This window comes from Flavobacterium notoginsengisoli, from assembly GCF_014207905.1.
In the GTDB taxonomy this organism is placed as follows: Bacteria; Bacteroidota; Bacteroidia; order Flavobacteriales; family Flavobacteriaceae; genus Flavobacterium; species Flavobacterium notoginsengisoli_A.
This window is the reverse complement of sequence record NZ_JACHLB010000008.1, coordinates 25,457-45,943: the sequence shown is the minus strand read 5'-3', so window position 1 is coordinate 45,943 and position 20,487 is coordinate 25,457. Positions and strand designations below refer to the sequence as shown.

At 32.8% G+C, this 20,487-nt stretch carries 23 protein-coding genes; 12 read left to right on the top strand and 11 right to left on the bottom strand.

All coding sequences use genetic code 11. From position 1 onward, the window contains the following. Positions 1-2: 2 nt before the first annotated feature. The 3 genes from HNP35_RS20740 to trmD all read right to left on the bottom strand — a co-directional run bounded on the left by HNP35_RS20740 (position 3) and on the right by trmD (position 3,705). Complete coding sequence (locus tag HNP35_RS20740) at positions 3-2,222, bottom strand: NADP-dependent isocitrate dehydrogenase (RefSeq protein WP_184166722.1); 2,220 nt, start codon at positions 2,220-2,222, stop codon at positions 3-5. A 281-nt stretch (positions 2,223-2,503) separates the two neighbouring features. Next, the gene (gene rplS, locus HNP35_RS20735) at positions 2,504-2,854 is read right to left on the bottom strand and encodes a 50S ribosomal protein L19 (protein ID WP_008462155.1); all 351 of its coding nucleotides are present in this window, start codon (positions 2,852-2,854) and stop codon (positions 2,504-2,506) included. A 176-nt stretch (positions 2,855-3,030) separates the two neighbouring features. After that, complete coding sequence (trmD, locus tag HNP35_RS20730) at positions 3,031-3,705, bottom strand: tRNA (guanosine(37)-N1)-methyltransferase TrmD (RefSeq protein ID WP_184166718.1); 675 nt, start codon at positions 3,703-3,705, stop codon at positions 3,031-3,033. Between the two features lie 246 nt (positions 3,706-3,951). Here trmD and HNP35_RS20725 point away from each other — a divergent pair, with 246 nt between their 5' ends. From HNP35_RS20725 to HNP35_RS20690, 8 genes are all read left to right on the top strand, one after another. Further along, complete coding sequence (locus HNP35_RS20725; protein WP_184166715.1) at positions 3,952-4,305, top strand: hypothetical protein; 354 nt, start codon at positions 3,952-3,954, stop codon at positions 4,303-4,305. Between the two features lie 98 nt (positions 4,306-4,403). Further along, positions 4,404-4,937: an NADPH-dependent FMN reductase gene (locus HNP35_RS20720; protein WP_184166713.1), complete on the top strand. Its 534-nt coding sequence runs from the start codon at positions 4,404-4,406 to the stop codon at positions 4,935-4,937. Positions 4,938-4,968: 31 nt separating this feature from the next. Then, the gene (locus HNP35_RS20715) at positions 4,969-5,841 is read left to right on the top strand and encodes a sugar phosphate isomerase/epimerase family protein (protein ID WP_184166710.1); all 873 of its coding nucleotides are present in this window, start codon (positions 4,969-4,971) and stop codon (positions 5,839-5,841) included. 12 nt (positions 5,842-5,853) lie between these two features. Continuing rightward, on the top strand, positions 5,854-6,753 hold the full coding sequence (locus HNP35_RS20710; RefSeq protein ID WP_184166708.1) for a Zn-dependent protease: 900 nt from the start codon (positions 5,854-5,856) through the stop codon (positions 6,751-6,753). A gap of 2 nt (positions 6,754-6,755) precedes the next feature. Continuing rightward, positions 6,756-7,097 carry a cupin domain-containing protein gene (locus HNP35_RS20705; RefSeq protein WP_184166705.1) on the top strand — a complete coding sequence of 114 codons (342 nt, stop codon included), beginning with the start codon at positions 6,756-6,758 and terminating at the stop codon, positions 7,095-7,097. A 142-nt stretch (positions 7,098-7,239) separates the two neighbouring features. Continuing rightward, positions 7,240-8,394, top strand: coding sequence for an MFS transporter (locus HNP35_RS20700; protein WP_246453627.1), 1,155 nt, complete (start codon positions 7,240-7,242; stop codon positions 8,392-8,394). Between the two features lie 42 nt (positions 8,395-8,436). Then, the gene (locus tag HNP35_RS20695) at positions 8,437-9,369 is read left to right on the top strand and encodes a peptidylprolyl isomerase (protein ID WP_184166700.1); all 933 of its coding nucleotides are present in this window, start codon (positions 8,437-8,439) and stop codon (positions 9,367-9,369) included. Positions 9,370-9,460: 91 nt separating this feature from the next. Next, positions 9,461-9,763, top strand: a complete 303-nt coding sequence (locus HNP35_RS20690) for a c-type cytochrome (RefSeq protein WP_184166698.1) — start codon at positions 9,461-9,463, stop codon at positions 9,761-9,763. Between the two features lie 106 nt (positions 9,764-9,869). On the opposite strand, the gene HNP35_RS20685 is transcribed toward HNP35_RS20690, so the two are convergent. The 3 genes from HNP35_RS20685 to HNP35_RS20675 form a co-directional block, all read right to left on the bottom strand. Next, the gene (locus tag HNP35_RS20685; RefSeq protein ID WP_184166696.1) at positions 9,870-10,265 is read right to left on the bottom strand and encodes a GreA/GreB family elongation factor; all 396 of its coding nucleotides are present in this window, start codon (positions 10,263-10,265) and stop codon (positions 9,870-9,872) included. 386 nt (positions 10,266-10,651) lie between these two features. Then, complete coding sequence (locus HNP35_RS20680; RefSeq protein WP_184166695.1) at positions 10,652-11,206, bottom strand: thioredoxin family protein; 555 nt, start codon at positions 11,204-11,206, stop codon at positions 10,652-10,654. 126 nt (positions 11,207-11,332) lie between these two features. Beyond that, entirely contained in the window at positions 11,333-12,226 is an 894-nt protein-coding gene (locus HNP35_RS20675) for an alpha/beta fold hydrolase (RefSeq protein WP_184166693.1), read from the bottom strand. A gap of 128 nt (positions 12,227-12,354) precedes the next feature. On the opposite strand from HNP35_RS20675, the gene HNP35_RS20670 reads away from it, so the two are divergent. Continuing rightward, positions 12,355-12,690: a tRNA-binding protein gene (locus HNP35_RS20670; protein WP_184166690.1), complete on the top strand. Its 336-nt coding sequence runs from the start codon at positions 12,355-12,357 to the stop codon at positions 12,688-12,690. A 158-nt stretch (positions 12,691-12,848) separates the two neighbouring features. On the opposite strand, the gene HNP35_RS20665 is transcribed toward HNP35_RS20670, so the two are convergent. The 4 genes from HNP35_RS20665 to HNP35_RS20650 all read right to left on the bottom strand — a co-directional run bounded on the left by HNP35_RS20665 (position 12,849) and on the right by HNP35_RS20650 (position 16,633). Continuing rightward, the gene (locus HNP35_RS20665; protein ID WP_184166687.1) at positions 12,849-13,403 is read right to left on the bottom strand and encodes an RBBP9/YdeN family alpha/beta hydrolase; all 555 of its coding nucleotides are present in this window, start codon (positions 13,401-13,403) and stop codon (positions 12,849-12,851) included. Positions 13,404-13,419: 16 nt separating this feature from the next. Continuing rightward, entirely contained in the window at positions 13,420-14,250 is an 831-nt protein-coding gene (locus tag HNP35_RS20660; protein WP_184166685.1) for an alpha/beta hydrolase, read from the bottom strand. Between the two features lie 167 nt (positions 14,251-14,417). After that, positions 14,418-14,786: a PUR family DNA/RNA-binding protein gene (locus HNP35_RS20655; RefSeq protein ID WP_184167051.1), complete on the bottom strand. Its 369-nt coding sequence runs from the start codon at positions 14,784-14,786 to the stop codon at positions 14,418-14,420. A gap of 68 nt (positions 14,787-14,854) precedes the next feature. Continuing rightward, entirely contained in the window at positions 14,855-16,633 is a 1,779-nt protein-coding gene (locus tag HNP35_RS20650) for an ABC transporter ATP-binding protein (protein WP_184166682.1), read from the bottom strand. Between the two features lie 204 nt (positions 16,634-16,837). On the opposite strand from HNP35_RS20650, the gene HNP35_RS20645 reads away from it, so the two are divergent. From HNP35_RS20645 to yajC, 3 genes are all read left to right on the top strand, one after another. Further along, positions 16,838-17,944 carry a Glu/Leu/Phe/Val family dehydrogenase gene (locus tag HNP35_RS20645; protein WP_184166679.1) on the top strand — a complete coding sequence of 369 codons (1,107 nt, stop codon included), beginning with the start codon at positions 16,838-16,840 and terminating at the stop codon, positions 17,942-17,944. A gap of 284 nt (positions 17,945-18,228) precedes the next feature. Beyond that, a complete protein-coding gene (gene nusB / locus HNP35_RS20640; RefSeq protein ID WP_184166676.1) occupies positions 18,229-19,140 on the top strand; it encodes a transcription antitermination factor NusB in 912 nt (303 codons plus the stop codon). Between the two features lie 154 nt (positions 19,141-19,294). Continuing rightward, entirely contained in the window at positions 19,295-19,579 is a 285-nt protein-coding gene (gene yajC / locus HNP35_RS20635; protein WP_246453625.1) for a preprotein translocase subunit YajC, read from the top strand. 320 nt (positions 19,580-19,899) lie between these two features. On the opposite strand, the gene HNP35_RS20630 is transcribed toward yajC, so the two are convergent. Beyond that, the gene (locus HNP35_RS20630) at positions 19,900-20,487 is read right to left on the bottom strand and encodes a YdeI/OmpD-associated family protein (RefSeq protein ID WP_184166673.1); all 588 of its coding nucleotides are present in this window, start codon (positions 20,485-20,487) and stop codon (positions 19,900-19,902) included.

Below are 20,487 nucleotides of genomic sequence, written 5' to 3'. Positions count from 1 at the left end.
AATTATTTGATTTTAGCAATAATTGCGTTGAAAGTTTCACTTGGACGCATTGCTTTACTCACTAACTCTGGAGTTGGCTGATAGTATCCGCCAATGTTTTGAGCTTTTCCTTGAGCGCCAATTAATTCTGCATCGATTTTAGCTTCGTTAGCTTCAAATTCAGCAGCAATTGGAGTAAAGATTGCTTTCAATTCAGCATCTTTAGTTTGAGCAGCCAAAGCTTGAGCCCAGTAGAATGCTAAATAGAAGTGAGAACCACGGTTGTCAATTTGACCCACTTTACGAGCTGGAGATTTATCGTTTGCTAAGAATTTATCGTTTGCTTGATCTAAAGTTTCAGATAGAACAATTGATTTAGAATTGTCTAAAGTTTGTCCTAAATGCTCTAAAGAAGCTCCAAGAGCTAAAAATTCTCCTAATGAATCCCAACGTAAATATCCTTCTTCTGTAAATTGCTCAACGTGTTTAGGAGCAGAACCTCCAGCACCAGTTTCGAACAATCCACCACCGTTCATTAACGGAACAATAGAAAGCATTTTAGCAGAAGTTCCTAATTCTAAAATTGGGAATAAATCTGTTAAATAATCACGTAAAACGTTTCCAGTTACAGAGATAGTGTCTAAACCTTTAATGATTCTGTCTAAAGTAAATTCAGTAGCAGCAATTGGGTTTAAAATACGGATATCTAAGTTTGTAGTATCGTAGTCTTTAAGGTATTTTTGAACTTTTACGATCAATTCTCTATCGTGTGCTCTGTTTTCGTCTAACCAGAAAACAGCAGGAGTATCAGATAAACGAGCTCTGTTTACAGCTAGTTTTACCCAGTCCTGAATTGGAGCATCTTTTGCTTGACACATTCTGAAGATATCGTTTGCTTCAACGTTTTGTTCCATTAAAACATTTCCGTTTGCATCAACAACACGAACAACTCCATCAGCTTTCATTTGGAAAGTTTTATCGTGAGATCCATATTCTTCTGCTTTTTGAGCCATTAATCCAACGTTAGGAACACTTCCCATTGTTTTAGGATCAAAAGCACCGTGTTTTTTACAGAAATCGATAGTTGCTGTATAAACTCCAGCGTAAGAACGGTCTGGAATAACTGCAAATGTATCTTGAGCTTTTCCTTCTTTGTTCCACATTTGACCAGAAGTACGAATCATTGCTGGCATAGAAGCATCAACAATAACGTCTGAAGGAACGTGTAAGTTTGTGATTCCTTTATCAGAATTAACCATTGCCAAAGCTGGTCCGTTAGCGATTGCCGCATCAATAGCAGCTTCAACTTCTGCTTGCTCAGGTCTTCCAGCAATTTTAGCGTAGATATCACCTAAACCGTTTCTTGTATCAACGTTTAATTCAGCAAATAAAGAAGCGTATTTTTTGAAAACATCTGCAAAATATACTTCAACGATAGCGCCGAAGATAATTGGATCAGAAACTTTCATCATAGTAGCTTTTAAGTGTACAGAAAGTAAAACTCCTGCAGCTTTAGCTTCAGCGATAACATCAGCAGCAAAAGCTTTTAATTTATTTACACTTAAAACAGAGCTATCAATAATTTCTCCAGCTTTTAATGGAGTGCTTGCTTTAAGAACTGTTGTAGTTCCGTCTTTAGCAACAAATTCGATTTTTACATCATTCGCTTCTGCAACAGTTAATGATTTTTCACTTCCGTAAAAATCACCGCCTGACATAGAAGCCACTTTAGTTTTTGAGTCAGCAGACCAAGCACCCATTGAGTGTGGATTTGCTTTTGCAAAGTTTTTTACTGCTCTAGGAGCTCTACGGTCAGAGTTTCCTTCACGTAAAACTGGGTTTACAGCAGAACCTAAAACTTTTGCATATTTTGCTTTAATTTCCTTTTCAGCATCGTTTTGTGGATCTTCTGGGAAATTTGGTACGTTGTATCCGTGTGATTGTAATTCAGCAATAGCCGCTTTTAACTGCGGTACAGATGCTGAAATGTTTGGTAATTTAATAATGTTAGCTTCTGGCTGAGTTGCTAATTGGCCAAGTTCTGCCAATGCATCTCCAGTTTTTTGAGCATCAGTCAAAGAATCTGGGAAGTTTGATAAAATTCTTCCTGCCAGCGAAATATCTCTGGTTTCGATTTCAATTCCAGCTGTTGCTGTAAATGCTTGAACAATTGGTAAAAGAGAATAAGTTGCCAATAACGGCGCCTCATCAGTTAAGGTGTAAAAAATTTTTGATTTTGTCATTTTCTTTTTTTTTTTATAATCGTATCGTCAGGAGTTAACGATGTCAAAGATATATTCGGCTCAAAATGAGCGGAGCAAATATAATAAAATCACAACGAAATCGGTTGAGTTTTGGTGAGAAAAGACGAAATTAACAGATTGTTATTTCATACTCATTATATTGCTAAATCGATGATTTTGGTATTAAAAAATTACGGTTTTGATAGTGATAAAATTAGAACATAAAAAAAACTCGTTTCAAATGGTATGAAACGAGTTTTTTATAACATTTAGATAAATGATTATCTTCTTTTATCTTTAATCTTAGCTTTTTTACCAGTAAGTTGTCTGAAGTAGAAAATTCTAGCTCTACGTACAGCACCTTTCTTGTTAACTTCGATTTTTTGTAAAGCTGGTAAGTTTACTGGGAAGATACGCTCAACACCAACTGATCCAGACATTTTACGAATAGTAAAAGTTTCAGTAACTCCAGAACCTCTTCTTTGGATTACAACTCCTTTGAAGAACTGAGTTCTTGTTTTTTCACCCTCTTTAATTTCGTAGAAAACAGTGATTGTGTCTCCAGCTCCGAAATCTGGGAAATCTTTTTTAGCAACGAATTCGTCTTGAACGAATTTTAATAAATCTGCCATGATAATTTAAATTATGGTTTTTATATTAGAGCAACATTCACGGATCTCGCCAGAGGTTGGTCAAATTCGGGTGCAAATGTAGATAAAAAAAATTAAATTCCAATAAAAATAAATTTCAAATTTCAATTTCTTAAGTAGTTGATTAATTGGAATTTGGGATTTTAAAAATTTGAAATTTATTCTAATAAATCTGGACGTCTGTTTTTTGTATGTTCGTACGCTTTATCTTCGCGCCATTTGTCAATTTTTGCAGCATGTCCGCTGGTTAAAACTTCTGGAACTTTCCATCCTTTATAATCTGCGGGTCTAGTATATATAGGTCCAGAAAGAAGATTATCCTGAAAACTATCTGTCAAAGCTGAGGTTTCATCACTTAAAACACCTGGAATTAATCGGATTAAAGCATCAGATAAAACTATTGCGCCCAATTCTCCTCCAGATAAAACATAATCCCCAATAGAAATTTCTTTAGTTATAAAATGATCTCGCACTCTTTGATCTACTCCTTTATAATGTCCGCATAAAATGATAATGTTTTCATACATTGACATTTTATTAGCCATTTTTTGATTTAGAGTTTCTCCATCTGGCGACATATAAATTATTTCATCGTATTCACGTTGGCTTTTTAAATGCGTAATACAATCGTCAATAGGCTGAATTGTCATTACCATACCTGCTCCGCCGCCAAAAGGGTAATCATCAACGCTTTTTTGTCTGTTTGTACTGTAGTCGCGCAGATTGTGAAAATGAACTTCGACTAAACCTTTATCAATGGCACGTTTCATAATTGAAGCTTCAAATGGGCTTCTTAATAATTCTGGTAAAAGTGTAATAATGTCAATTCGCATTTTCTAATCAATAATTTTCTTGTCGACAAAGATACAAAGTTAATGCTTGTCAATTTTCAAAGATTTATCTGTAGCTTATTTTAGATTGATTTTATACGATATAAATCCAAAAGATGCATTTCGTCGTATATATTGTGACTTTCATCGGATTTAATGTTATGATAAACTATCATTACGTTTATTTGGTGCAATAGTGTTAAATTTATATAAACTCTATATCTAAACTCTAAAAATTACCAAAAGCTTATGAAGAAAACTTTACTTTTAATTGCAATTATATTCTTGCAAATATCCTGCTCGAGTAACGATGTCCATGATAAATGGGTCGGAGAATCGAAACAAAAATTAATAAAATCATGGGGACCGCCAGTAAGAATTCTTCATGATGACGAGAATAATGATATATTTCTTTATGCAGATCAAATTTTCACAACGAATCATAGTAGAGAGGTTTCAGGTGATGCTGGTCCTTCTTATTGGAAATATGATTATATGTATATCAATAAATCAGGTAAGATTATTTCTTGGAAAAATGAAAAACAAAAATTTCCACCTCAATCGGTTGATGCAAAAACGATAGGAATGGCTTCAAAAAAATAATTCCCTTTGAATAAAAGCATTTTCTTTTGAGATTTTAATCTCTAAAAAGTAGTATTTTTAAATGTTAATTTAGAAGTACTACTTTTTTTTATATCATAATGTCATCAAAAATAAAAATACTTGCTGTATCAGGCAGCACGAGAAAAGATTCGAGTAATTTTAAAATCCTAAAATATATTTCCAATCAATTGTCTTCGGAATTTGAATTAGAAATATTTGAAGATTTAGATATTCTGCCTCATTTTAATCCTGATTTAGATACTGACAATCTGCCAAAAGAGATTATTTCTTTGCGAAATAAAATAAGAGATGCACAAGGAGTAATTATTTGTACTCCCGAGTATGTTTTCAGCCTTCCGGGAAGTTTGAAAAATGCCTTAGAATGGTTTGTGTCGACGACTCTCTTCACAGATAAAACAGTGGGGTTGATAACGGCTTCAGCTTCAGGAGAAATGGCACACGAACAGCTTTTGCTAATTATGAAAACTCTTGGAGCAGAGCTTGATTCTGATACGCAATTATTAATTCAAGGTGTGCGAGGCAAAATCAATCCAGAAGGGGAAATTGTAGATTTAGAAACAGCCGTTTTGCTTCAAAATTTTATAAACAGATTTGAGAATCATTTTTTATAATATATTTACTTTCTGAAATTTATCTAACTAAATGACCACAAGAAGAAATTTTATAGTAACCACAAGTCTCGCCACGGCAGCAGTTTTGGCGTCACCATCATTTGCATTTTCTATGAGTAAAAAAGAAATAGGATTACAGTTGTATACGCTTCGTAAAGAACTTCCAAAAGATGTAAAAACAACTTTAGAGAAAGTTGCTAAATCAGGTTATACAGCGGTTGAAACGTATGGTTTTTCAATCAAAGATCAGTTTTGGGGTTTAACTCCAATTGAGCTAAAGAAAATTCTAGATGAAAATAATCTCAAAGCTGTCAGCGGGCATTATAATTTAGGAAGTTTTCTATATGATGGAAAAAAAGAAGAATTAATTGCAGCAATAGAAGCTGCAAAAATTCTAAAAAGTGAGTTTTTGACCATTCCTTGGGTCGATGAACCTTTTAGAAGAAATATTCAAGATTATAAAAAGATTGCTGCTCGTGTAAATGAAGCGGCAGTAATGTGTAAAAAAGCAGGTTTGAAACTAGCTTATCACAACCATGATTTTGAATTTGAAAAACACGACGGCATTACAGGTTTTGAAATTTTATTAAAAGAAACCGATAAAGATTTAGTCTTTTTTGAATTGGATTTATATTGGGTAATTCATTCTGGAAATGATCCCTTAAAATTATTCAAAGAAAATCCGGGACGATTTAAAATGTGGCATGTAAAAGATAAAGACAAAAAGAATAATGATTTGAATACAGAAGTGGGTTCGGGAACTATCGATTTTAAGCCTTTATTTGCAGCTTCAAAACAATCAGGAATGATCCATTTTTTTGTAGAACAAGAGAATAATTTTGCTAACAATTCTTTCGAATCCATTAAATCTAGTTGCGATTTTATTTCTAAAAATTTAATCTAGTATATTTAATTTATGAAGAAACTTCTTTTGTTGGCTTTTGTAGTTCTTATTGCTTGTGAATCAAATAAAAAAGAAAAATCAAATTTAATCTCAGTTTCGGTTCCGCCTCCAAGTCCGTATTTTATGGATATTGAAGATAATGATGTAAAGCTCGCTGCACCAGCTTACGGAGAATGGCGTTTTTTTAACAAAGAAAAAGAACAGAGTTTTGAGCAATTTATAAAGACAAAACACGTAGTTCCAACTAAAGAAGAAAACATAATTTATTTACAGCCAATCGGTAAATTTGATGCTTCACAAATCAAACAAATTGAATTGGTTCGTCAGTATTTGCAAATATTTTTTCAATTGGAAACCAAAGTTTTGGAAAGTGTTTCAAATGATATTATTCCCAATAAGGCAAGAAGGATGGGGAATATGGGGCAAGAGCAGTTTTTAGCAGGATATATTTTAAGAGATGTTTTAAAAAAAGAAAAACCTAGTAAAGGAGTTGCTTTAATGGCTATCACAGAAAATGATTTGTATCCAAAACCAGAATGGAGTTATGTTTTTGGATTGGCATCTTATAGTGATAGAATTGCGGTTAGTTCTATCTATAGAATGCAAAAAGAAGCCGATTTTAAATTAGCATTAGATCGATTACTTAAGATTTGTTCTCATGAAATAGGTCATATGTTTGGCTTGCATCATTGTGTTGAAGTGAGTTGCGTTATGAATGGAACCAATAGTATGCCGGAAACAGATTCTCATTCAATTAGACTGTGCTCACGTTGTCAAAGAAAATTAAATTCAGGGTTTAAATACGATAATATCAAAAGATTAGAAGAATTACAAAAATACTTTAAAGAGAATAATTTGACCGATGGTTTAGCGCTAATGGAAAAAGATCTCGAAAAAATTAAAAATAAATAGAAATGAAAACAAGCAAAGAATTTATAAAAGGAGACGAAATTGAATGGGAAATAGTTGGAGAAGGAATCAAACGCAAGATTTTGGCTTTTGATGAAAAAGTGATGCTTGTTAACGTTCATTTTGAAAAGGGTGGAATCGGAACTTTGCACGATCATTATCATTCTCAGGTAACTTATATTGCAAGCGGTAAGTTTGATGTAACAATCAGCGGTGTAACAGAGACTTTGAAAGAAGGCGATAGTTTTTATATTCCGCCTCATGCGGTACACGGAGTTGTATGTTTAGAAGAAGGAATGCTTACAGATGTTTTCAGTCCGGCTAGAGAAGACTTTTTGAATTACTAAAGCCTTTATAATCAATTAAATTTTGACTAAAAAATTCTGATCTAATCTTAAAATTAAAAATTTTATAACTTTTTTAAAGTTTCAATTAAGATTAGATCGGTATTTTTGCAGCATGAATTTATCTAAAACAAATGTACTTTTTATGGCAGTTTGCACTGGATTAATAGTTGCAAATCTTTATTACTGCCAGCCTTTGATTGTTTTAATCGCTAATGAATTTAAAATTCCAGAAGCCAATGCCGGAACAATAACGTATCTTACTCAGGCAGGTTACGCAATTGGTTTATTTTTTATGGTACCACTTGGCGATAAAATAGAACGAAAAAGGCAAATTTTAATGACAACTTTTGCAACAGTAATCGCTTTGCTGATTGCCGCAACAGCTAAAAGTTTTTTAGTTTTACAAATTGCTTCATTGCTTATCGGAATTACTTCTATTGTGCCACAGCTTATTTTGCCTTTGGCGGCTTCTCTAAGCGCGCCGGAACAAAGAGGAAAAGTAGTAGGGACCATTATGAGCGGATTATTGGTCGGAATTTTGCTTTCGCGAACGTTAAGCGGATTTATCGGTCAGGTTTTAGGTTGGAGATCAATGTTTTACATTGCTGCCGGAATCTGTCTTCTGATCTTTTTTGTAATTCAAAGTAAATTTCCCGTTAATAAACCTCAGTTTCAGGGAACTTATGGGCAGTTGATTCAATCTTTATTTACACTTATAAAAACACAGCCTGTTTTACGCGAAGCTACGGCAATTAATGTTTTTAGTTTTGCTCAGTTTGGTGCTTTCTGGACTACAATGGTTTTATTGCTTTCTGGAGAACCTTTTAATTTTAATAGTGCCACAATTGGTTTATTTGGAATTGTAGGCGCTTCTGGAGCTTTAGCAGCGCCTTTGGTTGGAAAATTGGGAGATAAAGGGAATTCTAGAATTGCAGTTGGTTATGGAATTTTATTAGTCTTGATAAGCTTCTTAATTTTTTACTTTTCTATCGAAAGTGTAATCGGAATCGCAATCGGAATTGTATTTATTGACATCGGAATTCAAGGTGTCCATATTTCAAACCAAACACGAGTTTATTCGTTATTGCCTGAAGCTAGAAACAGACTGAATACGGTATTTATGTCACTTACCTTTTTAGGAACTGCCGCAGGATCTGCATACGGATTATTATTATGGAAATTAGGCGGATGGCACGCTGTAACAATTGGCTGTATGGTCTTATCTTCATTATCATTAATAGTTTACGGACTTACTTATAAATCAAAATCTAAAAGAGAGAAAGCACAAATTGATTAAGAAATTAATTGTAAATTTGCGTTCAATTAAAAAATAACAACAATGGAAAACGGAATATACGCTAAATTCAACACTAGCAAAGGTTCGATTTTAGTTAAACTAACACACGACTTAACGCCAGGAACTGTAGGTAACTTTGTAGCTCTTGCAGAAGGAAATATGGAAAATAAAGTAAAACCTCAAGGACAAAAATTCTACGATGGTTTAAACTTTCACAGAGTTATCGCTGATTTCATGATTCAAGGTGGTTGCCCTAAAGGAACTGGAACTGGAGATCCTGGATATAAATTTGATGACGAGTTTGTACCAAGTTTAAAACACGATCGTCCTGGAGTTTTATCTATGGCAAATTCTGGTCCTGGAACTAACGGATCTCAATTCTTCATTACTCACGTGCCAACTCCTTGGTTAGACGGAAAACATACAGTTTTTGGACACGTTGTTGAAGGACAAGATATTGTTGATGCTGTTGCTCAAGGTGATGCATTAGAATCTGTAGAAATTATCAGAGTTGGTGAAGAAGCGCAAAAATGGAATGCAATTGAAGCTTTCATTGGTTTAAAAGGTGCTAGAATGAAAAGAGAAGCAGCTTTAAAGGCAGAATCTGAAGCAAAAATGGAACAATTAGCTGCTGGTTTTGATAGAACTGAAAGTGGTTTACGTTATAAAATGATCCAAAAAGGTGAAGGTAAAAAAGCAGAAGCAGGAAAAACAGTTTCTGTTCACTACGAAGGATCTTTAGAAAACGGAAAAGTTTTTGATTCATCTTACCCACGTAAAAAACCAATCGAATTCAAATTAGGAATTGGACAAGTTATCGAAGGATGGGACGAAGGTATTGCTTTATTACAAGTTGGAGACAAAGCTCGTTTCGTAATTCCATCTGATTTGGCATACGGACCATCTGGTGCAGGTGGTGTAATTCCTCCACACGCAACTTTGATTTTTGACGTTGAATTAATGGACGTAAAATAAGAGATTAGAAGCAATTTAGTATTGTTTTAAATAGTAATCCCATATGTTTTGGCATATGGGATTTTTTTATATTTACTAAAAAACAAAGACGATGAAAAATATTTTAATTCTTGCAGGACTTGCATTATTTGTGGTTTCTTGCGGAACTCAAAAAGCAGCACCAGTTGCCTCTGCTCCAGTAGAAGCTGCGCCAAAAACAGTAGCTTTAACACCTGAACTGGAAGCAGGTAAAAATTTGTATGAAAATAATTGTGCTAAATGCCATAAATTGTACGAACCGAAAAAGTTTACAAAGGAAGAATGGGCACCAATTTTGGTAAGTATGGGTAAAAAAGCAAAATTAGACGGAGTTCAATTGGCATCTGTTACAGATTACATTCACTCGCAATTATAATTTATAGTTTCGAAAAAAGCATAAAAAAAACTGTTCAATCGAACAGTTTTTTTATTTTCAAATAGATATAAAAAAAACACCGTCACAAAATGAGGTGTTTAAAAAGTTAAGAATGCGAAACAGCCGAATTGTCTACAGCTACTACTTTTAATGTTTTGATGCCAGCAGGTAATTCCCAATCTACTTCGTCATTTTCTTTAAAGCCAATAATAGCAACACTTAAAGGTGCTAGAATTGAGATTTTTGATTGTTTTACATCTGCAGCAGAAGGTAAAACGATTTGAATTTTCATTTGTTTATTTGCTTTTACATCTTCAATTGTTATAATAGAATTAATTCGGATTACAGAACTGTCCAGTTCGCTTTCTTTACTAATTACAGCGCGATCCAATTCTTGTGAAAGCTGATTGGCTTCTTTTGTATTTGTCGAATTTTTACTTTTTAAAATCAATTCTCTTAAAAACTGATAATCTGATTTACAGAAAGTGGGTGTTGGTTTCATATCTATATTGAATTTATTGTTATACTATTTAAAATGACATTTCTTCTTTTTTGGAATTAGTAAGCAAATAATTTTCTAGTCTTTAAAAAAAAGAAAATGATTAAAATTGTCTGGATTAGTAAACAAAAATGAATCTGATCAAAAAATCTAATTTTTGTCAAATAAATAAATGTTAAGCTTGTTGTAAATCCTCCGTCAAAAAGAAGAAAACTGAAGTAGACGGAGGCCTAAAAAATAAAGGCCTTATTATGTGAAATAATTACAGCAACAACTGGTTTTGCTAGGCAAAACGGCTGTCTAGAGGCTGTAAATGGTATTCTATTTCCCATAAGGATTATTAAAATTGATTTGCAAAGATAGGTAATCTTTTTGAATTTAGTGAGATATTACTTCCATTTAATGCCACAGCCTAAACTTGGTTTCTGTGGTTCTTTTAAACTTCGGTTATAAAGTAACGCATCTATCGCACCTCTTAAATCGCTTCCGCTAAGAGGAATTCCGTTACCGGGTCTTGAGTCGTCCAACTGTCCACGATAGAATAATTTGTTTTGATTATCAAATAAATAAAAGTCAGGCGTGCATGCTGCTTGATAGGCTTTTGCTGTGTCTTGGCTTTCATCATATAAATATGGAAAATCAATTTTATTTTCTAAAGCAAAATCGGACATTAATTCTGGAGAATCTGCAGGATATTTTACAACATCATTACTTGAGATAGCGATTATTCCAATTCCTTGCACACGATAATCATTAGAAATCATAACAATTTCTTTGATGACGTGAAGTACAAACGGACAGTGATTACAGATGAACATTACTAAAGTGCCTTTAGATCCCTTTAAATCTTCAAAAGAAAAAGTATCGTTAGAATTGGTATCCTTTAAATAAAATTCAGGTGCATTGGTTCCTAATGGAAGCATTTTAGATTCTGTTCGTGCCATTTTACAAGAAATTTGATTTTCAAAAATAGGTTTAAAAATCTGTAAATAAAAGAGCACAAGAATAAAAAATATCCAAAGAAGCAGTTAGCTTATTCAGCTTGCTTCTTTGGATACTTTTTTAATTTTTTATGAATTTAAAAACTGCAGTAAATCTTCATTTAATTTTTCTCTATCGGTGTAGAATAATCCGTGCGGAGCGCCTTCATATTCTATAAAGGTGTTATTTTTAATCATTTCAGCAGCTTTTCTAGAAGTAAGATCTATTGGTACAATTTTATCGTCATTTCCATGAATAATAAGCGTTGGAACTTTTATAAAATCTAACTCATCTCTAAAATCAGTATAAGAAAAAGATTCGGCACATTTTAAAGTTGCACGAGGAGAAGCTACAGAACATAAAGCTCTGTAATATTCCAACAATGGTGTGCTCAATGGCTTGTTGATGATGTTAACACCAAAAAATGTTTTTCCGAAATTATCTATAAATCCGATTCTGTCTTCTTTAATAGCGGCAGCCGTATTTTCACTTTTCTCTTTTGGATGTCCATCGGGATTATCATTTGTTCTTAAAAGAAAAGGAATGATTGAAGAAATTAAAGCAATTTTAGAAACGTTTTTTCCGCCATGACGACTGAAATAGCGCACCACTTCGCCGCCTCCCATTGAGAATCCGACAAGTGTTACATTTTCTAATTCCAATTGTTCAATTATTTCTTGAAGATCATCCGTTAAAGTATCATAATCATAGCCATCCCAAGGTTGTGATGATTTTCCGAAACCACGACGATCGTAAGCAATTACGCGGAAGTTATTCTGTACTAAATGATCAATCTGATATTCCCACATTTCGTTAGAAAGTGGCCAGCCATGGATTAAAATTACTGGTTTTCCTTGACCATAATCTTTTACATAAAGCCTCACATTTTGTGCGGTTTCAATATATTTATCTGTATGAATCTGTTTTAGGTTAGATTCAAAATCTTTTATTGACAGGCAGGCATTTGGTTCAGTATGTTCCATGTTATATATTTTTTACGTGAGTTTTATTCTTTACTCTAGTAAAATTAGATTGGAAGCGAAAGAAAACGGTTACAGAATTAGGACGATTAATTACAAAATTAATAGGTTTGTAATCTAACATTAAAGAAATGGATTTAACTTGGAGTGAATTTGAAAGAACCGATATGCGTGTCGGAACTATTATAGAAGCTAATGATTTCCCTGAAGCAAGAAAACCGGCTTATCAATTAACGATAGATTTTGGTTTGGAAATCGGAATTAGAAAATCATCAGCGCAAATTACAAAACGATATCAAAAAGAAGATTTGATTAATCGGCAGATTGTAGCTGTTGTTAATTTTCCTCGAAAACAAATCGGAAAATTTATGAGCGAATGTTTGGTTCTTGGCGCTGTAGGAGAGGAAGGAGATGTAATTTTATTAGCTCCTGATTTTAAAATAGAAAATGGTTTGCGTATAGGCTAGTTTCTACTCAATAAATTTTACCGCAAAGCACGCAAAGTTTTTTTTGTAAGTGACTTTTTAGAAAAGGTTAAAGTTCGCAAAGCTTTGCGAACTTTAACATATAAAAAACTTCTCATAAAACCTTGCGATCTTTGCGTAAATCTTTGTGTTCTTTGCGGTTAAATTAAAAGTTTGTTTTTTTCGATAAACTGTCTAAGAATCAACTGTCCTTCTTCCCAATATTTTAAGTCAGAATCGGAATTGATATGACCTTGCTGTCCGACATTTACGAAATCGCTTCCCCATTGTTCAGCTAAGTATTTTTTTCTTTCGAAAGAAGCATAAGGATCGTTTTCACTTGCCACAACTACAGATGGAAATGGCAATTTGTAAAGCGGAATTGGAGAGAAGTTTCTCGTGCATTCAGGCGTGTGTTGAGGTGAATCAACATCAGCTGGAGCAACTAAAAAAGCACCAATAATATTCGGATTACTATATTTTTCTGCCCAATGCAAAACCAATGAAACAGCTAGGCTATGTGCCACTAAAATGGTTGGTTTGTCTAGTTTTAAGATGTTCTCGTTTAAGCGGGCAAGCCATTCTTCGCGAACTGGTTCGTCCCAATTGTCTTGTACAACACGAATTGAGTTTTCGAATTTCTGATGCCAAAAGGTTTGCCAATGTTTTTCTCCAGAATCTCCAAGTCCTGGTACGATTAAAAGTTGTGTCTCCATTGCCGTGGAATTTTATTTAGTGATTATTTTTACGTTCTTTTAAAATGCGATTAACTTCATTTACTAAAAGCGGAAAACCCGGTTCTGTCATTCCGTGACCGTAACCGTCTAATTCGTAAAGTTTTGTTTCTTTATGTCCGTTCAATTTCATCATTCTTGCCATATAAGCGTTTTCTTCGTAACGTCCTAGCATTTCTAATTCGCGATCTCCAGTAATTAATAACAAAGGCGGAGTATCGGCGCGAACGTGATATAAAGGTGCAAAAGCATCAATTGTTGGCTGTTTTTCTGGAATTCCGTTTTCTCTTCTCATTTCAAAGTGCGTAATGCATTGTCCGCTAAACGGAATGATTCCAGCAATTTGATTGGCATCGATATTTTCTTTCTGAAGCCATTTTTTATCCAAACCGATCATCATATCTAAATAACCGCCTGCAGAATGTCCTGAAATAAAAATGGAAGATTTATCGCCTCCATAATTTGTGATATTGTTAAATGCCCAAGCAACTGCAGCAGCAGCATCTTCAATGCATTTTGCCACTTTTACTTTTGGCGACAATCTATAATTTACGCCGATAATTGCAAAGCCTTTATTTTTTAAAGCTTCTGGAATTTCTTTATTTCCGCCTGTTAATCCGCCACCGTGAAACCAAACGATGGTTGCAAATCCAGTTTTGTTTTTTGGGTAGTAAATGTCTAAAACACATCTTTCGTTGATATATTTATCTGATTTATTTGTTGCTGCATTGTAGTATTGAATATTGGTTTTAGTCTCATATTCTGTGTTTTGTGCTGTAAGCGAAATTCCGAAGAAGATGAAACTGAAAAGAAGAATTAATTTTTTCATTTTTTGTTTTTAGATGTGAAGTGTTAGAAGTAAAATATAATTTGTAGAAAATAAGCGAATTGCACGTCTCACATTTTACAATTCACGTCTCATATATAAATGTATAAAAAAAGTCCAAAATGTAAAACAAATTGGACTCGTACTTTTTTGAAAAGCTTTATTTTGAATTAAATATCATCAAAATCAATGTCTGTAAAGCTAGATCTTTGGGTTTCTACTTTTTCAGAACCATATTCTTTTTTAAAATCTTTTTGATGTCTTTCAGAAATTACTTCTTCGCCTTTGTGGTTCAAAACGTATGAAGTCATTTCTTCTAATATTTCAGCAAAAGCACTAAAATCTTCTTTGTATAAGTAAATTTTGTGTTTTTTGAAGTGAAACGAACCGTCTTCTTCAGTAAATTTTTTGCTTTCGGTAATCGTGATATAGTAATCATCAGCTTTGGTAGCTCTCACATCAAAGAAATAAGTTCTTCTTCCTGCTCGTAATACTTTAGAAAAAATCTCTTCTTTTTCTAACATGTCATTTTCTCTCATAATACGTTCTATCATTTTTGGAATTAATAGTACTCAAAAATCATAAAAAATTATCTATTACGCAACAATTAAAGTAATTCTTTTTCCGAAAGTTGTTTTAAATATAACGATGCATAATAACCCTCTTGATTTATTAATTGATTATGAGAACCTTGTTGAATAATCTTACCATCTTCAAGTATAATAATTTTGTCTGCATTTTTAGCAGATGATACTCTATGGCTCACAATTATGGTTGTTTTATCTTTAGAAATCTCGAATAAATTGTTTAGAATCATTTCTTCGGTTTCGGTATCAACAGCAGACAAACAGTCGTCAAAAAGAAGAATTGCAGGATTTTTAATAATCGCTCTTGCAATCGAAACACGCTGTTTTTGACCTCCCGAAAGTGTAATTCCTCTTTCTCCTAAAATGGTGTCGTACTGTTTGTTAAAAGCGATAATGTTATCGTGAACCACAGCGTTTTTAGCTGCTTCAATTACTTCTTCATCGGTTGCATTTTGGTTCCCGAATTTGATATTGTTTTTTATGGTATCCGAAAATAAAAAAGCGTCTTGAGGCACAATTCCGATATTATTTCGAAGATCATTTAGATTTAAAGTACTGATTTCATTTTGATCAATTTTTACTTCGCCTTCTGTTACATCGTACAATCTTGAAATCAAAGAAAGAATGGTAGATTTACCAGAACCCGTTTTTCCTAAAATGGCTAAAGTTTCTCCTTTTTTAACGGTAAACGAAACATTTTTTAGAGCTTCAATATTGGTATCTTTATAAGTAAAAGAAACATTTTCGAAAGTAATATTTCCTTCTATATCTGATGAGTTTTCATTATTGTTTTTAATTTCAGGTTCAATTTTCAAAAACTCATTCAGACGTTTTTGAGAAGCCTCTGCTTCCTGAACCATAGATGAAACCCATCCTAAAGAAGCAACAGGCCAAGTCAGCATATTTACATATAAAATAAATTCTGCAATAGTTCCGATATTCGGAATGCTTCCGTTGATGTACATGACACCTCCAAAATAAATCACCACCAAATTACTGATTCCGATAAGTGCAATCATTAAAGGGCCAAATAAAGATTGAACTCTTGCCAGACTTAAACTTTTACGTTTGCTTTCTTCAGCAAGATCAACCATATTATTTTGATGCTGATTTTCTAAAGAATACGCTTTTATTACTCGAATTCCAGAAAATATTTCCTGAGTAAAGCTCGAAACTTTAGAAAGATACTGTTGGAAAGTCGTACTTCGTTTATTGATTTCAGAACTAAGCTTGAAGATACAATAAGAAAGAATCGGCAACGGTAATATAGTATACAAGGTAAGAAGTGGTGATACATTATACATATATAATATAACGATAGCAAAACGAATAGCTGTATTTATAGTATACATAACCGCTGGACCAACATACATGCGGACTTTTGAAACGTCTTCGCTGATACGATTCATTAAATCTCCCGTACGATTCTGTTTGTAGAAAGTCTGAGAAAGATTTTCGTATTGTCTGAAAACTTCATTTTTTAAATCAAATTCAATATGACGGGACATTACGATTAAGGTCTGACGAGTTAAGAAAAGAAAGAAACCTGAAATTATTGCTGTTGCAATAATTAGTAAGACATTGTGAATTAAACCCTCGTAATAAGAATTTATTATTACTTGTGAAGATTGTTCTGCTTTTGAAAGTTTATCAAATTTTTCAATTGCATCTAAAGACTTACTAACTAGCTTTGGAGTGAATAATGCAAATATTTGTGAGATTATAGTTATTAAAATTCCAAGCGAAAAACTGTATTTATATTTGACGAAATATTTGTTTAAATAGCTTAATTCTTTCATTTTTTTAAGAAATCTGATATTGAATTGATTTGTATTTAAGAATTATTATTAAATAAAATTATAATAATTTGCGATTTAATCAAAACAATTATATTGTAATATTGTTATTTTAAAGATAAAAAATTAGCACATGTGTATTTTTTAATTATGTTTGAGATGTCTTTTTGACGAATTCATAATTTTAACCTAATTAATACTAGCGCTATGGATGCAACTTTCGCAACTGGAAAGGAACTTCAAAAAATGGATCCTGTTTTTGGTCAATTATCTTTTGACGATCACGAACAAATTGTATTTTGCAATGACAAAGATACAGGTTTAAAAGCAATTATTGGTATTCATAATTCGGTTATGGGGCCAGCTTTGGGAGGAACCAGAATGTGGAATTATAACACAGAATGGGAAGCTTTAAATGATGTTTTACGCCTTTCTAGAGGTATGACGTTTAAATCTGCCATTACTGGACTTAATATTGGTGGAGGTAAAGCCGTAATTATTGGCGATGCTAAAACACAAAAAACACCTGAATTAATGCGTAAGTTTGGTGAATTCGTTCATTCATTAAGCGGAAGATATATCACTGCAGAAGATGTCGGAATGGAAACTAAAGACATGGATACTGTAAGAGATGTAACGCCTTATGTTACTGGAATTTCTGAAGAAAGAGGTGGTTCTGGAAACCCTTCACCTGTAACTGCTTACGGAGTTTATTTAGGTATGAAAGCAGCTACTAAAAGTCAGTTTGGTACTGATGTTTTAGATGGTAAAAAAGTTTTGGTACAAGGAATTGGGCACGTAGGTGAAACTTTGGTTGAGTATTTAACTAAAGAAGGAGCGCAGGTAACAATTTCTGATATCAATGAAGAAAAATTATATCAAGTTGCTTCAAAATACAATGCGACAATTTACACTGGCGAAGATTTATATACTGCAGATGTTGATATCTATGCGCCTTGTGCAATGGGAGCAACAATCAATGATAATACAGTAAACAAAATTAAAGCTAAAGTTATTGCTGGTGCTGCCAACAATCAATTAGCAGATGAAAATGTTCACGGTGCGAGATTACAAGAAAGAGGAATTTTATATGCTCCGGATTTCTTAATCAATGCTGGTGGAATTATCAATGTTTATGCTGAATTGGCAAATTACGGTAAAGCTGAAATTATGGCTAAAACAGAAAATATCTATAATACAACTTTAGAAATTATAGATTTTGCTGCTAAAAATAATATTACAACTCATAAAGCGGCTCTTACAATTGCTCAAAATCGTATCGATCAAAGAAGAATCGAGAACGCGGCTAAGTAATTAAGTGTTCAGTGTTCACTTTTTTAGTGTTCAGTCTTAAAGTCTCAGTTTACAGTTCAATCTGTAGCTGAGATTTTTTTGTGTATGTTTGGTGCTTCTCACTAAACACTTCTTATTAACCAGTATAAATAGAGACTGACCACTAAATTCTGAAAACTGACCACTAAAACAACTACTTTTTTACGAATTAATTTTAAAATACGCCTTAAAAGTTATACTTTTGCAGACTAATTTTTAAATGTTCTTACGAGGTGGTAAATAGAAGACACATACGCGTTAAAGTAATGCAATCCATTTATGCAATGCATCAAAGCGGTTCTGAAAATATGGAAAAAGAAGAAAAATTTCTTTTTTATAGCATTGATAATATTCAGGACTTATATCTTATAATGCTTTCTTCATTGATAGAAATTTGTAAAAAAGAATCTGTTTTTTTACATCTTTCTAGTAAAAAACACCTTGCTACTGCAGCAGAACGTAACCCAAACGAAAAATTTGTAAAGAATAAAATTTTTCAACTTCTTGCCGAAAGCAACTCTCTTAGCATCGCTTTAGAAACTCGTAAAATCAATAATTGGTCTTTAAACGACGATTATATTATTTTGCTTTTGAATGATGTTAAAGCAAGCGATATCTACAAAAAATACATGAGCAATAATGTGAATACATTTGAAGAAGACAGACAATTTATCATTGATTTGTTTGAAAATGTAATTGTTCCTAATGAAAAATTATATGAGTATTTAGAAGATGATAAATTGACTTGGGTTGATGATATTCCGGTTGTAAATACACATATTGTAAAACAATTGAAAGCAATCAAAACAGAAGATCCAGACGATTTTAGAGTGCCTAAATTGTATAAGGATATTGAAGATAAAGATTTCGCAAAAGATTTGTTTAGAAGAACAGTTTTAAATGAAAACGAATTTGCAAAAGAATACGACGATAAAACACCAAATTGGGACAGCGATCGTATTGCAGAAATTGATACTATTATCTTGAAAATGGCAATTTGCGAGTTTATCAAATTCCCTTCAATTCCAGTAAAAGTAACTCTTAACGAATATTTAGAAATTGCAAAAGAATATTCTACTCCAAAAAGTAGTATTTTTATCAACGGAATTTTAGATAATCTGGTAAAAGAGCTTACTGCAAATAAAAAGATGGTAAAAGCGGGAAGAGGATTAATGTAAAAAAATAAAATAATCAATTTATAAATTCCAAATTCCAATCTGAATCAGGAACTTCAAAATTGAATGTTTAAAAAATAATGTCACTCTGAGCGATCCCGAGGTTTCGGGAGAAGAGCTGAAAATATTAATTATAAATCAAAAACAAATTTAAATTATGGGCGGAGGTAATATGCTATATATTCAATTAGGTATAATGGCTGTAGTTGTTTATTTCTTTATGATCAGACCACAGCAAAAAAGAGCTAAAAACGAAAAAGAATTTGAAAGCAACCTAAAAGTAGGTGATAAAATAGTTACAAAAAGTGGTTTCCACGGTAAGGTTTCAGAGATTACTGAAAATTCAACTGCTATAATCATTGAAACTATGGCTGGAAAATTAAAAATTGAGCGTTCAGCGATTTCTCTTGAAATGAGTGCAGCTTTGAATAAGAAAGCTTAAATTTTAAATTACAATATTTTAAAATCCCAAATTCCAAAATGGAGTTTGGGATTTTTTTTTTTACAAATACAACCAAGTTAGTTTTGTCATTTCGAGGAACGAGAAATCTTCGCAAGTAGCTCCGTTATGTATGTCGCTAATCTTTGTAGAATCTCTTACGGAGATTCCTCGTCCCTCAGAATGACAAACTTTACGGAGAGAAGTTTGTAGCGTTTTTTTTTAAGGAATGACAAAAAAAGAAAAAACCTTTGTCAAAGTTTAAAACTTTGACAAAGGTCTCGTCTAGATTGGAATTTGGAATTTAAATATTGAAAATTAAATTATCTGTATTTATCATTCAATCCAACATTTGCTAAAATCATTGGAACAACTTTCTCAATTCTCGTGAGTTTTGTTTTGTCTTGTTTAGCCGATTCAATATATTCTAAAAATTCATATTGTTTGTAGGGCTTGAAATTTTCAAAGGCTGCTTTTAGAGCTGGATTTTGTTCCATTTCTTTATTTAAAAGTTCAGAAATAATCGCTTCTTTTTTGGAAGGTTTTATAACTTTTCCTTGCTTTTCATTCTCTATAGCTTCGTAAATATATTCTAAAATCTCTTTTTCGTTCACTTCGTTTTTAGAAGTAAAACGCCATTGTCTTAAAGATTTTGTTAGTTCTTCCTGCGCGTTTACCAACTTCTTTTTGGTGTCTTTCAAGAAAACTCCATTGAAAAACCAAATCGTAAAATAATCTTTAAAACCGCCAATTCCGACGACATTTCTTTTGTTGTAAACATACACAGGACCGCCCCATTTTGTGGTTTCGGTCAGTTCTGTTTTATCAAGAATAGATTTAAGAAGAAGCAATTCTTCTTCCCATTTTTCGCTATACTTCCAAATTCCTTTATTTTCGGATTGATTTTCCAA